The following is a 13,409-nucleotide window of genomic DNA, read 5'->3' on the forward strand; positions in this document are numbered from 1 at the left end:
AGCCTTTTTGCTTAGTTGGTTGTAAAGGATTAAAAGTCTAGCTCGTCAATTGAAATGCTGTCTGTTAAGTAATCGTATTCTTCTAGTTCTTTACGTAAACGGTGTTTGTCTTTTATTGCTTCTATTTCCCGCCACTTCCTTTTTTTATTTTTCTGAGAGGTTTTCCGTGTTGTATCAGGACCTTCTAATATCTCTAATATATCGTTTAGGCTATCCATGTACTTCTCCTATTGATTTTATTGACCTCAAGAATACCTATACCACAGGCCTAGCTAAAATAGAATAAAAAAGTGACAGTAATGTTGCAAATATGTGATAGCTTGATGAAGGTTTATACAGGTCTTATATTATTTTAGGCATAAAAAAACGTCGCAATTGCGACGTTTTTTAAAGTACGTTTTAAACCAATTACATTGCTTTAAAACGTGCTTCTAGTTGTTCTTGTGCATCAGCAAAAGAGCGAATACCTTCTGCTAGCTTTTCAGTTGCCATTGCATCTTGGTTATGTAACCAACGGAACTGAGCCTCTGTAAGCGGTTCAGGTTTTGGCTCTTTAGGAATATCTGTCTCTAATAGGTATTCCTCTGCGCCTTCTAAATTACCTAAATCTTCTAAAAGGTTAGGGCTAATAGTTAGCTTGTCACAACCTGTAAGGGCAATAATTTCGCCCGTGTTACGAAAGCTTGCGCCCATAACAACGGTTTTATAATCATGACGTTTGTAAAATTCAAAAATGCTGCGAACCGACTGAACACCAGGATCTTGTAATGGATCAGTTGGTTTTTCCATACCGTTAGCAACGTGCCAATCTAAAATACGGCCAACAAATGGTGAGATTAAAAATACGTTTGCATCGGCACATGCGCGAGCTTGGGCATCGCTAAATAATAAAGTAAGGTTACATTTAGTCCCTTCTTTTTCTAGCTGCTCAGCGGCTTTAATGCCTTCCCACGTAGACGCAACTTTAATTAAAATCTTGTCTTTGCTTACGCCTTCTTTTTCGTAAAGGCTAAGTAGCGTATGGGCTTTGTCAATTGTAGCTTGAGTATTAAACGATAGACGAGCATCTACTTCTGTAGAAATGTAACCCGGTACAATTTCACTAATTTCTTTACCAAGCAATACTGCAAAGTAATCACATGCAAGTTCTAGTTGTTTAGCTGCATCTTGCTCGGTTTCTTTTGCATAGCTCCAAGCTTTATCAAGGTAAGGCTTATAAGCTTCAATCTCGCTCGCTTTTAACAAAAGCGATGGGTTTGTTGTTGCATCTTCTGGTTGATGCTTTTTGATCGCTTCAATATCGCCAGTGTCGGCTACGATAGATGAATGTTGTTTGAGCCTTTGTAGAGCTGAAGTCATTTGCTTTCCTCATTCCAAGCAAGTTAAAAGAAAATCTAAACACCCTTAATATATACAATCCATACTGCAACAGTGTGACAATGCTTGATAGGTCTTATGTCCTTATCAATAGAATAACGGCGATGTATGAGTTATTTAAGGGAGGATTTATTTAAACAAAACGTGCTTTTCGTTTCATTTAATGTTGAAATTGACATTAAATAAATTACAAGTCAATAGCTAACTATGATCACTGTTATTTCACCAGCAAAAAATCTTGATTACGACACGCCACCCGCAACAGACAAGTTCACTCAGCCTGAATTACTAGAGCACAGCGAAGAGCTCATGAAAGTATGCCGAGAACTAACACCAGCGCAAATTGGCAGCCTAATGAAAATTAGCGATAAGCTCTCTGGGCTTAACGCAGCACGCTTTAGTGAGTGGGCGCAGCCGTTTACACAAAGCAATGCTAAACAAGCAGTGCTTGCCTTTAACGGCGATGTTTACGGTGGTTTAAATGCCGCCACGCTTACCGCGAGTAACCTAGAGTACGCACAAAGCCATTTACGTATTCTTTCTGGTTTATATGGGTTATTAAAACCACTTGATTTAATGCAAGCTTACCGCCTAGAAATGGGTACCAAGCTTGAAAACCCTCGTGGTAAAAATTTGTATGAGTTTTGGGGTAGTATTATTGCTAACAAGCTAAACGAAGTAACAAAAGCACAAGACGCACAATACCTCGTTAACCTTGCCTCAAACGAGTACTTTAAAGCGGTAGATAAAAAAGCGCTTAATGCACAAGTTATCACGCCACATTTTAAAGACTGCAAAAATGGTCAGTATAAAGTTATTAGTTTTTACGCTAAAAAAGCACGCGGCATGATGGCCCGTTACATTATAGAAAACCAAATAACGCAGCTCAGCCAATTAAAAGAGTTTACTGTTGCGGGTTATTACTTTAGCCCCGAGGCAACAACTAAAGATCTTGAACCAGTATTTATGCGCGACGAGCAAAACTAACGGGTTTATCTTACGTCTCATAATTACAAAAAAGCCATGCATTACATGGCTTTTTTTATGCTGGCGCTAAACTTGCAAACATTGTCTAAAATTAACTAACGACTAACAAGCAGGTACAGCATTATGATGAATATGCCAACCGTTGGCGAAGCCGAAAAACTGATAGAAGAAAAACTTGGTGGCTGGTTTGATGTAGTAATAAGTCACATTCCTAACTTTATTGTCGCTATTGTTATCGCACTCGTATTTTCTATATTAGCGCGCTATGCCGGTAAATTGATGAAAAACGTATTGCGCCGCTCGCTCGACTCAACACAAATAGCTGACTTAATGGCTTCTATATTTAAAGTTATTGTACTTTGTATTGGCTTATTTATAGCGCTCGATTTTGTTGGGCTAAAGGGCACTGTTACCTCGCTACTTGCCGGTGCCGGTATTGTGGGTTTAGCTATTGGTTTTGCATTTCAAGACATGACCGAAAATCTAATAGCCGGTATAGCGATGGGAATACGCAAACCATTTAAAGCGGGTGATGTAATTGAAACCGACGATGTTTTCGGTTCAATACATTCTATAAACCTGCGTAACACGCTAATAGAGAGCTTTTACGGGCAGCTAATACTCGTACCAAATAAAGTCTTATTTAGAAATATACTAAAAAATTACACCACGTTAGGCGTTAGGCGCATAGAAGTACCGGTCGGCATTTCGTATGGCGACGATATTGAAAAGGCCAAAGACGTTATAGTTGATAAAATTAACGAATTTGACTTTGTTATACGCAAAGACGAAACCGCTGTATACGCAGAAGGTTTTGGCGACAGCAGCATTAACTTGTTGGTGTGGTTTTGGATTAAATACCCAGGCGAGCCTGATTTTATGACGGTACGCCACAAAGGTGTTGTTGCCGTTAAGCAAGCACTAGACGAGGCTGATATTAGTATTCCTTTTCCAATTCGTACTTTAGATTTTGGTATTAAAGGCGGCGAAAAACTCGATGCCATGATAGGTGATCATGTGAAACCTTCATCTCAGGGTAAGGGTTAAGCTCTGTATTTTGGAAGTTATTAAGTACAGCGTAGTATTTATCACCGAAGCTAAGAATGTAGGCTTAAAGCATGTGAGATACACCCGACAATCCAAGTATGGTTCATAGCTCAGTTCTGAACAAAAATAGGTGTGTATCTCATGATTTGAGGGCTAATTAAATGAATTGAATTTACAGAGTGCGTTTGTAAGCTTGACAGGTAAGGTGAGAAAAAATTACTGTTCTATGCATAAATTTTACATTTTTATACAATATATCCAGCGTAAATATAGCTATTTTGGTGATAAGAGCAGTACCTATTTGGTTATTTTATTTACTACAGCTTTCTCCTGCATGTATTTAAACCAATAACAACTAAATTTCAATTAAATAAATCAATTTTAACAATTAAACTACATAAACCCCCCTTTGAATCAAACTTGTTTACATGTGTGTTTCTGTTTTGGTAACATTTAAAGCTAACTTTTTGAATTTAACGAGCAAACACATTTTCATGCACCATAATAATTTAGTCCAGACGGTAGGTCATTGGACACTTAAAACAAAGCTCACCTTGCTTTTTTTATGCGTGGGTATTTTACCAGCTATTATTTCCACAGTGGTACTTACACTGAACTCTAAAGTGAATACTGAGTACAATGTGTCTCAGTCACTTAAAGCTATTAACCATATAAAACTTGCGCAAATAGAAGGTTACTTTGAGAAAAAAGAAGCTGATATTAAAATGTTAGCGCATATAGTACCTCAGCTTGAGCCAAGCCAATACGATGACTTTTTCACGCGTTATATTAAAGAGTACAGATACTATGATATTTTTATAATTAATAAAGCGGGTCTAATTTATTATACTCAAGCTAAAGAGTCTGATTATCGTACCAATATTCTCCATGGTGAGTATTCGACGTCTAACTTAGGTGATTTAATCAAACAGGTAAAACGCTCAAATAGATTCGAAATTGTCGATTATCAGCCTTATGCCCCAAGTAATTATGAACCAGCTGCATTCATTGCTATGCCAATTCCTAATAGTGATGAAATAGTTGCATTACAGCTCTCTAGTGATGACATTAACGAAATTATGTCTTTACGCGAAGGGATGGGCGAAACTGGTGAGAGTTACCTTGTAGGTGAAGATAAACTGATGCGTTCAGATTCATATTTAGACCCTATAGGGCATTCATTGAAGGCCAGCTTTGCTGGTAACGTAACAGACAATGGTGCCGATACAGAGGCGGTTAGTTATGCATTGAATGGTCAAAATGGCGTAAAAGTAATCGTAGATTATAACGGTAATAATGTATTATCCGCTTACAATAGTATTAATGTCGGCCGATTTAAATGGGCGGTTCTTAGCGAAATAGATGAAGCTGAGGCTTTTAGTTTAGTTGAAAAAACCATACTTGTAAGTGCCTTATTAATAGGTATCACTATGATTGTCGTGGTTGCGATCGGATTTTTATGTTCACAAAAGATAGCTAACCCTATCATTATAGCTTCGCGATTTGCAGATCGTATTGCAACAGGCAACCTGAGTGAAAATATAGAAGTAAATCGCCATGACGAAGTAGGTATGCTTCAAGAAGCTTTGCATACTATGCTTAAGAATTTACGAAATATTATCAGTGAGTTGAGTGATGTTGCGGCGCAGCAAGGTAGTACGGCAACTGAGCTTGCATCTTTAACTGAGCAGACAAGCCAATCTGTTAATGAACAACAAGCTCAAACCATCCAAGTCTCCACAGCAAGCACGCAAATGAGTTCTACTATTAAAGAGATCGCTTCCACTACAGCAAGTGCTTCCCTGGTATGTGAAGACATAAAAAAAATGGCAAGAGAGAGCGCTGAAAATAATGAAAATACATACAATGCACTTATTGAACTTGGTGATGCAACGCGCACGACTGCAGGTGAGGTAAGTAACTTACGCGAAAATTCTGAGAAAATAGTGGACGTGCTAGGCGTAATAAAATCAATTGCAGATCAAACAAATTTATTAGCGCTAAATGCAGCCATCGAGGCTGCAAGAGCTGGTGAGCAAGGAAGAGGGTTTGCAGTCGTTGCTGATGAAGTGCGTAGCTTGGCCAAATCAACGCAGGAATCTACCAGAGAAATTGAGGTGATTATTGATGCTGTATTAACCAGCAGTAATGCTGCGGTTGACACGATGGCTACTAACGTTGAGCAAACAATGTTAGTGAAAGACGTCGCAAGTAAAGCAAATGAAATAAATAGAGACGTAGCAAAAGAAGTTGATGGTATTTTCGACATGGTAGTGCAAATTGCCACGGCCACGGAAGAGCAAACGACGACAATAGACGAAATAGCCCGAAATATTGAGGGTATAAACACAGGGATTTCCGAGACGGAACAAGCAGTGAAACACATTGCGGACTCAAGTGTGGAACTTTCTACAATAGCTAATAGGTTACACGACAAAACACGAAAATTTATATTGTAATAAAGAAGCGCAGCTTGTGTTGGAGTAACAAGCTGCGCTTATGGGGAGTTTATAAATTGGGTTACAGCTAACGTATTAAATAACGCTAATTTTGTTACGAATGATTTTAACCCCATCCATATTTTCTAAAAACTTTTGAGCTAGTGCACGTTGAAAACCAGTTTGCGCTTCACCGTATAAATCAACTTCACCATTTTTTACCTGCACTCGAATATCGTTTAGCTCTAAATTAGGGTTAGTGCGTAGTGTATTCGTTATTGATTGCTGTAAGTTAGGTTGAGTGGCTACACTGCTTACTACGGCCATGTTGGTTGCTGCACTTACCTTTGTAGCGCAAGCTAATAAAAATAAACAACAAAATGATACTAAAGCGATAGTTAACTTGAAGCGGTTCATAACTTTATCCTTACATTACGGTGAATAGTGCAGCAATTGTTTGCTGAGTTATTCTTACAGTTACAATTTCAGTGCCAAAATTAATACATTGAAATATAAGGATATTTTATTAAGTGAGAATTCAGGTGGGCAATAATTACATTTTACTGGGTATGAGTTACATGCTTGGGTTACATTTGTAACGGGTACAAAGGGCAGAGCCTATAAGGGTTTCGTTAAAAAGCCGGCTAATGCCGGCTTTAATATAAAGTGTTTTAGGTTACTTTTTCTTTTTAACCTTCGCTTTTTTCTTAGCTTTCATTTTTGCTGGATCTTTACGCTTTTTAGCCGGTGGCTTAGCTTCTTTATGCTGCGGCTCAATACCTTTAATTACACGGCGTTTAAGTTTTTGCTCAATGTAGCGCTCTACTTTATATAAAATGCCAATGTCGTGTGCTTCAATAAGCGATATTGCTACCCCTTTTTTACCAGCACGGCCTGTACGACCAATTCGGTGTACGTATACATCTGCGGTGCGCGGTAGGTCAAAGTTAATTACATGGCTGATGTCTGATACATCTATACCACGCGCTGCAACATCAGTAGCGATAAGTATTTTAGTACGGCCACTGTGAAAGTTTTCCATGGCTTTCATGCGTTTATCTTGTGGCATTTCGCCGCGTAACCACGCCGCTTTTACGCCATTATTAGTAAGCTCACCAATGAGCGTTTCAAGGCGCTCACGCGTTTTAACAAACACAATGGCTTTAGTGACATCAGGGCCGTTTAGGGTGTTTACTAAAAGTTCTAGTTTATGGTGGTAATCATCTGCAAGGTGAACCCACTGGTGAATTTTAGCTTTTTCTTTGCGTGACGATTCAGCTTCAAGTAGAGCAGGGTCGTTTAGCGTTGTTTCTGCAAATCTTTCTACACTGTCGCCTTCAAGCGTTGCCGAGAATAAAAAGCACTGACGACGGTTTTTAGCTTCGTCACAAATACGGCTCATTTCTTTTTTGAAACCCATGTCTAACATGCGATCTGCTTCATCAATAATAAGCATTTCTACATGTTCAGCATGGAAGTTTTCAGTTTCTAGGTATTCCATTAATCGCCCTGGAGTGGCAATTAATACATCGTTATTTTTTTCAAAAATCTCTTTGTGAGTACCGTAGTTAATGCCGCCCGTTACCACGCCAATTTTTAGGTGTGTACGTTTAGCAAGTAGTTCGCATTGTTCATGAATTTGATATGCCAGCTCACGTGTTGGAGTCATTATTAATACGCGGGCAAAACCAGGTTCACGACGTGGAAAATCCAATAAGTATTGAATGGCAGGAATTAAAAATGCCGCTGTTTTACCTGTGCCAGTAGGTGCAGATGCTAAAATATCGCGCCCCTGTAATGCCTCAGGAATAGCTTGTTGTTGAATGCTAGTTGGCGTTTCGTAACCCATTTTATCAATGGCGTCGAGTAACTTGGTATCAAGATCAAATTCAGAAAATTGCATAGAGTGTCTAAAATAAGGGACAATTACCTGCAATTATACGCGCTATACGCCAGTTGGTGAACGAAAAGGTGAAAAAATGTCAGGGTTTACGTTTAAACAATTTAAGGTTGAGCACGACAGGTGTGCAATGAAGGTCTCAACCGACGGTATTTTGCTTGGCGCGTGGGCTAATTTAAGTGATGCAAAGTCACTACTCGATATAGGCACCGGCACGGGGTTACTAGCATTAATGTGCCAGCAGCGAAGTAATGATCTTGCAATAACCGCTGTAGAAGTTGATGAAGCTGCTTACAATCAAGCACTGCAAAACAGTGCTAATAGCCCATGGCCTAATATCAACGTAGTGCATACAACAATTCAAGCGTTTGAATACACCCAGCCATTTGATGTTGTCATTTCAAACCCGCCCTATTTTAATCAGAGCTTAAAAGGTCAAAGTAATGCCCGTAACACTGCTCGTCATACTGATGGCCTAAGCTTTGAAGAGTTAATAAATGCCTATAAACGTTTAAGCCATAAACGTTCGCGCTTTAGCGTCATTTTACCAAGTGCAGAGGCGTGTCTATTTATAGAGCTTGCAAAGCAAAGGGGGCTGTATTTAAACGCGCATTGCCAAGTAAAAACCACACCAACTAAAGCATTTAGCCGTAGCTTAATGACCTTTAGTACAATAAAAACAGAGCCTGAACATTCGGTGCTTTGCATAAAAGATGAAAACAACACTTACACGGCTGATTATGTGGCGCTATGCAAAGCATTTTATTTAAAAATGTAGTGCTATTTAAGGTTAAAATTATGAGATAAGGTGTGCTGAATTATAATTTAATTTCTTCAGCGGTGAGCTGGCGATATTCACCGCTGGCTAGGCTTTCATCTAATTTAATACCCGCAATCTGCTCACGATGTAGCTCTACCACTTTGTTGTCTACAGCGGCTAACATGCGTTTAACTTGATGGTACTTACCTTCACAAATAGATAAACGTAGCCCAAAGTTGGCGAGCCTCTGTGCTTTTGCCGGACGAGTTAAGTCTTTTTCGTTATGCAGTTGCACGCCTGTTCGTAGTTGCTCAAGCGACTCGTCGGTAATGGGTTCTTGGGTTTCTACTAGGTAGGTTTTAAATTTATTATTTTTTGGCGAAGTGATTTTATGAGACCAATCACCATCGTTGGTAATAATCACTAAACCTGTAGTGTCTATATCAAGGCGGCCTGCTACATGAAAGTCGGCCATATTAGGCTCATCTAGTAAGTCAAAAACCGTTCTGTGTAATTCATCACTATTTGCGCATACGTAACCCACGGGCTTATTTAGCATGTAGTAACGTTTACCTAAATATACGAGTTGCTCACCTTCAAACATTATTTCGTCTTGTTGCTTTACTTGAAAGTCGAACGCAGTAACTACTTCGCCATTTACAGTTGCAGCCTGGCGCTTAATTGCGGCGCGTGCTTTTGAGCGAGGAAGTTCTGCTAAATGGCTAACAAATTTATCTAAGCGGCAAGGGAATTTCATTTTGGTTCACATTTTTAGTCGGCTACAATGGGCGCGATTATAGCTGATAGTGAAATACCATGACAGTACACAGCCCACAAATATTAAGCCTTTATACAGCAAAGATAGAGGCGGGAGAACTGTGTGTTGACAGCGCTCAGCAAAATGCGGTTAACGCGTTAAATAACTTGGCTATACAGCTGCAAGTTAATACACCTTGGTGGCAAAAAGCACCTTTAATTAAAGGGGTCTATTTACATGGGCCAGTAGGGCGCGGTAAATCTATGTTAATGGATTTATTTTATAAAAACTTACCAACTACTAAAAAACAAAGGCTGCATTTTCATCATTTTATGGCGCAAGTACATGGCCAACTTGCCCAGCTACAAGGGCAAAAAAATCCGCTTACGCTGATTGCCAAGCAGTGGGCTAAAAATATAAAAGTTCTGTGCTTTGATGAATTTTTTGTAAGCGATATTGGCGATGCAATGATTATGGCTAGGTTATTTAACGCCTTGTTTGATTATGGTGTCGTGCTGGTGGCAACCTCAAATGTAAAACCAACGCAGCTTTATTATAACGGCCTGCAACGCGCACGATTTTTACCTACAATCGATTTAATTAACAACCACTGCCACATAGTGAGTGTGGCCGGGCAGGAAGATCACCGCTTTAGATATGGTAAAAATAACCGCCATTATTTTATTAATTTACCCAATGATGAGTTTAATAAACTATTTACTAAGCGGTATCCTCAAGCGACTAAAAACCAAAGCTTACAGGTGCATTCGCGCGCTTTGCCATATTTATTTAAAGCGAATAATGCGCTGATGATTGATTTTATGGCGCTGTGCTCAGGCCCTAGAAGTGCTCACGATTATATGTATTTAGCCAAACAGTTTGATGTTTTGTATATAGCAAACGTGCCAAAAATGGGGGTAGGGGCTACAGGTAAGGTAATAGTGCACGGGATTGAAGATAGCTATCAACGAGAAAAGCAAACGCTTGATGAGCATTATTTAGATGACGAAGCGCGGCGTTTTATTGCATTGGTTGATGAGTTTTACGATTGCCATAAGTTGTTAGTAATTAATGCACAAGCGCAGATAGAAACGCTTTATGAAGGTAAAAAATTAAGTTTTGAATATGCGCGAACACAGTCGCGCATAGTCGAAATGCAAAATTGGTAGTACTTTAATTTGATATGTGCTGTAAACGAGCTTGCTCACGTGAGAAGCGCAGCTTCTAATTATTAAGCGATTTAAAAACTGCGTTTATAAACTTACCCTTCTTGTCTAACTATATTCTCTAACGCGCGAATATTGGTTATTAAATCTTGGCGCTGTGGGTTTGCCTGATACGCCTTTTTAAGGTGCTTAAGTGCCTCTGGGTAATTTTTTGAATCAATCGCTATTTGTGATAAACCAAGCCAAGCCGAAAGCTGATATTTAGGCAGTGCTTGTGCGCGTACATACATTAGTTTGGCTTGAGTAAGCTGGTTTTTATCGCGATAAATACTGGCAAGGCTTAGTAGCGCATCACCCAAGTTAGGGTTTATTTTAAGTGCATTATTTAAACTTTTCACCGCACGTTTGATATTACCTTGCTGCATAGCTAGCTGGGCACTGTATACCGAGAACTGTGCTTGTTCTTCATTTGGAAGGCGCTTTGTTAATCTTTTTGCGCTGCGTATTAGCTCTTTTGCTAGATCCCATTGTTGCTGCGATACAAGCCAGCCTAGTGTTTGCATTGAGGTGTTAATTACGTCGGTTTGCTGCGCTTTAGTGGCATGCTTTAAACCTTGTTTTAAAAGCGAAACGGCGCGTTTACTGCTACCTTCACTTAAATGTAATTGCGCAGCAAGTATCTGGTTACTGGTATCTTTTGGGTTAAGTTTTAAAGCGATCTCAATGGCCGAAAGCGCCTGTTTATTTTGCTCAAGTTGCAAAGCAATTTGCGCACGCTGTAACCAAAGTTCTGCGTTATCAGGCGTTTTATTTAATAACTCTTTTAATAATGCATTTGCTTGGCTTAAATCGCCCGACTCAATTAGTGCAAACAGCAAGCCTTTTTGGTACTGCGCTGTTTCGGGTTCAAGCATAAGTGCTTGGCGGTATGCGGCCACTGCACTCCAAGGTTGACTATGTTGTACATGAATATAAGCAAGTTGCGCATAGCTTTGTGCATCAGCTTGGCCAAGTTCAATGCTATGTACTAGGTGGGTTTGTGCTTTAGTGTAATTTGCCTGCTGCATGTATAAAAGGCTTAAACCTTGGTGAGCCTTTACTAAATCGGGGGCGGCTTTTAAACACGCTAGGTAAGCCGTTTCTGCGCTACTAAACTCTTTTAAAGTGAGTAAAACCTGCGCGCGTAATAAGTTAAGTGCTGTGCTGTCGCTGTTTATATCGCGGCTTTTAAAAAGGGCGGCAACTTCTTGGTATTTGCCTTCTTGTAATAATGGCTGTACTTGGCGAGCAAAGCCACGCTCTGTAGGTTCAATTAGCACCTCGGTTGGACCTAAAAGCTTATTATTTATAGCTAACTGCCAAGTAGGATCGCTTGGCGATAGCGTGACTTTAAGCGGTGCACTTTCTTGGCTTGCATATGCGTTAGTAATACCTAATAAAGGCAAAGAGCACATAAGCGAAGTATAAAGGGTGCGAGTAAGTGATTTAGGCAGTTTAATTGCGTTCATATTTTTCATTTTATTGGTGCTTAAGGTTTAAATTCTATTGGCCAAATAAAGCGAGCTCGTACTGTTTCACCTTCTTTTTTTGGTGCGCTAAAACGGCTTTGCTTTATAATTTTATCAATGGCGGGTTTAAGCTCAGGGTAAGGGTTTTGTACAACCTCTATTAAGCTTACTCTACCGCTTTCGTCTATAAATACATCAAGCTTTACCGTAAATACATCGACACCTTGGCGAGTTAAACTTTTTGGTAAAACGGCCTTAACAGGGGTAAGTAGCGTTGGCAGCCCATCGAGCTGGTTTAAGCTAAAGGCATCCCAATTTACACTGATTGACTGTAGCTGCGGTGTGCTCACTTTGATGCTTGGAGTATCGGGTTTTACAATACTTAGGTTGCTTTTAATTTTAACGTCTACTGCTTGAATTGACGCGCCTGCTCCTTGCACTTTTAAGCTTTGCATTGGCTCGCTACTTTGCTGCTGCGATACCGAAGGCGGTGGAGGAGGAGGTAGGGCAACCATCGCTATTTCGCGCACAACTACTTTGTCTTGCATGTGATGCTCAGCCATTTGCCCTAACCACAATAATAACAATGCTGCGCTAAGTACCATTAAACTAAGGCCAAACGCAAAAAGCGGATGGCGGTTATTTTTTGTTTTATTAGTTGAGCTAAACGTGTGCATATTATTGCTTGGTCGCTAAATTAACTTGCGAGGCGCCGGCAAGTTTTGCTTCGTCAATTACTTGCACTAATAGCTCTGTAGGTACTGTTTTATCTGCTTGAATAACCACAGAGCGTTGCTGCTGTTTTAGCATTTGCTCTACACTTGTGCGTACACCTGCTACGCCAATTTGGCTGCCATCAAAAAATACTTGTTGGGAGTCGGTTATTGCTAAAAATATAACTTGTTGCTCAAGACGACTGGCCGATACAGCTTGTGGTTTATCTACCTCAACGCCGCTTTCACGAACAAATACAGTGGTTACTATAAAAAATATAAGCAATATAAATACAACATCAAGCAGTGGCGACATATCAATATGCTGCCCAGCTTCTTGTTCTAGCTTGTGTTTTAAACGTGACTGCATGGTTTTACTCTAATTGTTTACTAATGTATGTAATTTAGGATTACGTTGCGAGTAGGCTAAATAAGCCTGTATTAACCACGCCGGTATAGCGCACACAAGGCCAAGTTGAGTGGTTAATAGTGCATCTCCTATGGCATCGCTCATTAGTTCGTTATGACCAAGCGCCATAACTTTAAAGGTATCAAGTAAACCAACAATGGTGCCCAGCAAGCCTAGCAAAGGAAGCGCTGCGGTTAATATAGAGCTAACTTCTTGCCAGTAGCCGTTTCGGTTTGCCTGATACTGCTTAAGGTGCAATAAATCATGAAAAGTCAGTTGGTACACAACCAAAGCTAATAATAAAATACACCAACAAATAGGGTTGCTAACGATTTGCTCAAACATTG

14 protein-coding genes are annotated in these 13,409 nt (G+C 39.8%); 5 read left to right on the top strand and 9 right to left on the bottom strand.

The window, feature by feature from the left end; translation table 11 throughout:
• Window positions 1–29 precede the first annotated feature (29 nt).
• Window positions 30–218 carry a DUF3545 family protein gene (locus J8L71_RS01150; protein ID WP_210998904.1) on the bottom strand — a complete coding sequence of 63 codons (189 nt, stop codon included), beginning with the start codon at window positions 216–218 and terminating at the stop codon, window positions 30–32.
• Window positions 219–408: 190 nt separating this feature from the next.
• Window positions 409–1,359: a transaldolase gene (gene tal, locus J8L71_RS01155; RefSeq protein WP_210998905.1), complete on the bottom strand. Its 951-nt coding sequence runs from the start codon at window positions 1,357–1,359 to the stop codon at window positions 409–411.
• A gap of 225 nt (window positions 1,360–1,584) precedes the next feature.
• On the opposite strand from tal, the gene yaaA reads away from it, so the two are divergent.
• The 3 genes from yaaA (at window position 1,585) to J8L71_RS01170 (ending at window position 5,870) form a co-directional block, all read left to right on the top strand.
• Window positions 1,585–2,364 carry a peroxide stress protein YaaA gene (gene yaaA / locus J8L71_RS01160; protein WP_210998906.1) on the top strand — a complete coding sequence of 260 codons (780 nt, stop codon included), beginning with the start codon at window positions 1,585–1,587 and terminating at the stop codon, window positions 2,362–2,364.
• A gap of 123 nt (window positions 2,365–2,487) precedes the next feature.
• Window positions 2,488–3,411 carry a mechanosensitive ion channel family protein gene (locus J8L71_RS01165; protein ID WP_210998907.1) on the top strand — a complete coding sequence of 308 codons (924 nt, stop codon included), beginning with the start codon at window positions 2,488–2,490 and terminating at the stop codon, window positions 3,409–3,411.
• Window positions 3,412–3,905: 494 nt separating this feature from the next.
• Window positions 3,906–5,870, top strand: coding sequence for a methyl-accepting chemotaxis protein (locus tag J8L71_RS01170; protein ID WP_210998908.1), 1,965 nt, complete (start codon window positions 3,906–3,908; stop codon window positions 5,868–5,870).
• Window positions 5,871–5,945: 75 nt separating this feature from the next.
• Here J8L71_RS01170 and J8L71_RS01175 read toward each other — a convergent pair whose 3' ends face one another.
• Both J8L71_RS01175 and srmB read right to left on the bottom strand, forming a co-directional pair.
• On the bottom strand, window positions 5,946–6,266 hold the full coding sequence (locus J8L71_RS01175; protein ID WP_058549507.1) for a BON domain-containing protein: 321 nt from the start codon (window positions 6,264–6,266) through the stop codon (window positions 5,946–5,948).
• Window positions 6,267–6,525: 259 nt separating this feature from the next.
• Entirely contained in the window at window positions 6,526–7,752 is a 1,227-nt protein-coding gene (srmB, locus tag J8L71_RS01180; protein WP_210998909.1) for an ATP-dependent RNA helicase SrmB, read from the bottom strand.
• A gap of 76 nt (window positions 7,753–7,828) precedes the next feature.
• Here srmB and J8L71_RS01185 point away from each other — a divergent pair, with 76 nt between their 5' ends.
• Window positions 7,829–8,527: a methyltransferase gene (locus J8L71_RS01185; RefSeq protein ID WP_210998910.1), complete on the top strand. Its 699-nt coding sequence runs from the start codon at window positions 7,829–7,831 to the stop codon at window positions 8,525–8,527.
• 40 nt (window positions 8,528–8,567) lie between these two features.
• Here the strand turns inward: J8L71_RS01185 and rsuA are convergent, their stop codons facing one another.
• A complete protein-coding gene (gene rsuA / locus J8L71_RS01190; RefSeq protein WP_210998911.1) occupies window positions 8,568–9,266 on the bottom strand; it encodes a 16S rRNA pseudouridine(516) synthase RsuA in 699 nt (232 codons plus the stop codon).
• Between the two features lie 59 nt (window positions 9,267–9,325).
• Here rsuA and zapE point away from each other — a divergent pair, with 59 nt between their 5' ends.
• Complete coding sequence (zapE, locus tag J8L71_RS01195) at window positions 9,326–10,435, top strand: cell division protein ZapE (RefSeq protein WP_210998912.1); 1,110 nt, start codon at window positions 9,326–9,328, stop codon at window positions 10,433–10,435.
• A gap of 92 nt (window positions 10,436–10,527) precedes the next feature.
• On the opposite strand, the gene J8L71_RS01200 is transcribed toward zapE, so the two are convergent.
• Genes J8L71_RS01200 through J8L71_RS01215 form a run of 4 tightly spaced genes read right to left on the bottom strand, consistent with a single transcriptional unit; the run spans window position 10,528 to window position 13,407 of the window.
• Window positions 10,528–11,940, bottom strand: coding sequence for a tetratricopeptide repeat protein (locus J8L71_RS01200; protein ID WP_210998913.1), 1,413 nt, complete (start codon window positions 11,938–11,940; stop codon window positions 10,528–10,530).
• A 20-nt stretch (window positions 11,941–11,960) separates the two neighbouring features.
• Window positions 11,961–12,617 (bottom strand): energy transducer TonB, encoded by a 657-nt coding sequence (locus J8L71_RS01205; protein WP_210998914.1) that lies wholly within the window; start codon window positions 12,615–12,617, stop codon window positions 11,961–11,963.
• Between the two features lies 1 nt (window position 12,618).
• On the bottom strand, window positions 12,619–13,023 hold the full coding sequence (locus J8L71_RS01210) for a biopolymer transporter ExbD (protein ID WP_210998915.1): 405 nt from the start codon (window positions 13,021–13,023) through the stop codon (window positions 12,619–12,621).
• 9 nt (window positions 13,024–13,032) lie between these two features.
• On the bottom strand, window positions 13,033–13,407 hold the full coding sequence (locus J8L71_RS01215) for a MotA/TolQ/ExbB proton channel family protein (RefSeq protein ID WP_138683719.1): 375 nt from the start codon (window positions 13,405–13,407) through the stop codon (window positions 13,033–13,035).
• Window positions 13,408–13,409 lie beyond the last annotated feature (2 nt).

It is taken from the genome of Pseudoalteromonas sp. MMG007 (genome assembly GCF_018100985.1).
Classification (GTDB): domain Bacteria; phylum Pseudomonadota; class Gammaproteobacteria; order Enterobacterales; family Alteromonadaceae; genus Pseudoalteromonas.

Excerpts from the sequence above, each read along its gene's own strand:
- J8L71_RS01150 (WP_210998904.1), bottom strand. The coding sequence starts at position 218 with ATGGATAGCCTAAACGATATATTAGAGATATTAGAAGGTCCTGATACA.
- tal (WP_210998905.1), bottom strand. The coding sequence starts at position 1,359 with ATGACTTCAGCTCTACAAAGGCTCAAACAACATTCATCTATCGTAGCC.
- yaaA (WP_210998906.1), top strand. The coding sequence starts at position 1,585 with ATGATCACTGTTATTTCACCAGCAAAAAATCTTGATTACGACACGCCA.
- J8L71_RS01165 (WP_210998907.1), top strand. The coding sequence starts at position 2,488 with ATGATGAATATGCCAACCGTTGGCGAAGCCGAAAAACTGATAGAAGAA.
- J8L71_RS01170 (WP_210998908.1), top strand. The coding sequence starts at position 3,906 with ATGCACCATAATAATTTAGTCCAGACGGTAGGTCATTGGACACTTAAA.
- J8L71_RS01175 (WP_058549507.1), bottom strand. The coding sequence starts at position 6,266 with ATGAACCGCTTCAAGTTAACTATCGCTTTAGTATCATTTTGTTGTTTA.
- srmB (WP_210998909.1), bottom strand. The coding sequence starts at position 7,752 with ATGCAATTTTCTGAATTTGATCTTGATACCAAGTTACTCGACGCCATT.
- J8L71_RS01185 (WP_210998910.1), top strand. The coding sequence starts at position 7,829 with ATGTCAGGGTTTACGTTTAAACAATTTAAGGTTGAGCACGACAGGTGT.
- rsuA (WP_210998911.1), bottom strand. The coding sequence starts at position 9,266 with ATGAAATTCCCTTGCCGCTTAGATAAATTTGTTAGCCATTTAGCAGAA.
- zapE (WP_210998912.1), top strand. The coding sequence starts at position 9,326 with ATGACAGTACACAGCCCACAAATATTAAGCCTTTATACAGCAAAGATA.
- J8L71_RS01200 (WP_210998913.1), bottom strand. The coding sequence starts at position 11,940 with ATGAACGCAATTAAACTGCCTAAATCACTTACTCGCACCCTTTATACT.
- J8L71_RS01205 (WP_210998914.1), bottom strand. The coding sequence starts at position 12,617 with ATGCACACGTTTAGCTCAACTAATAAAACAAAAAATAACCGCCATCCG.
- J8L71_RS01210 (WP_210998915.1), bottom strand. The coding sequence starts at position 13,023 with ATGCAGTCACGTTTAAAACACAAGCTAGAACAAGAAGCTGGGCAGCAT.
- J8L71_RS01215 (WP_138683719.1), bottom strand. The coding sequence starts at position 13,407 with ATGTTTGAGCAAATCGTTAGCAACCCTATTTGTTGGTGTATTTTATTA.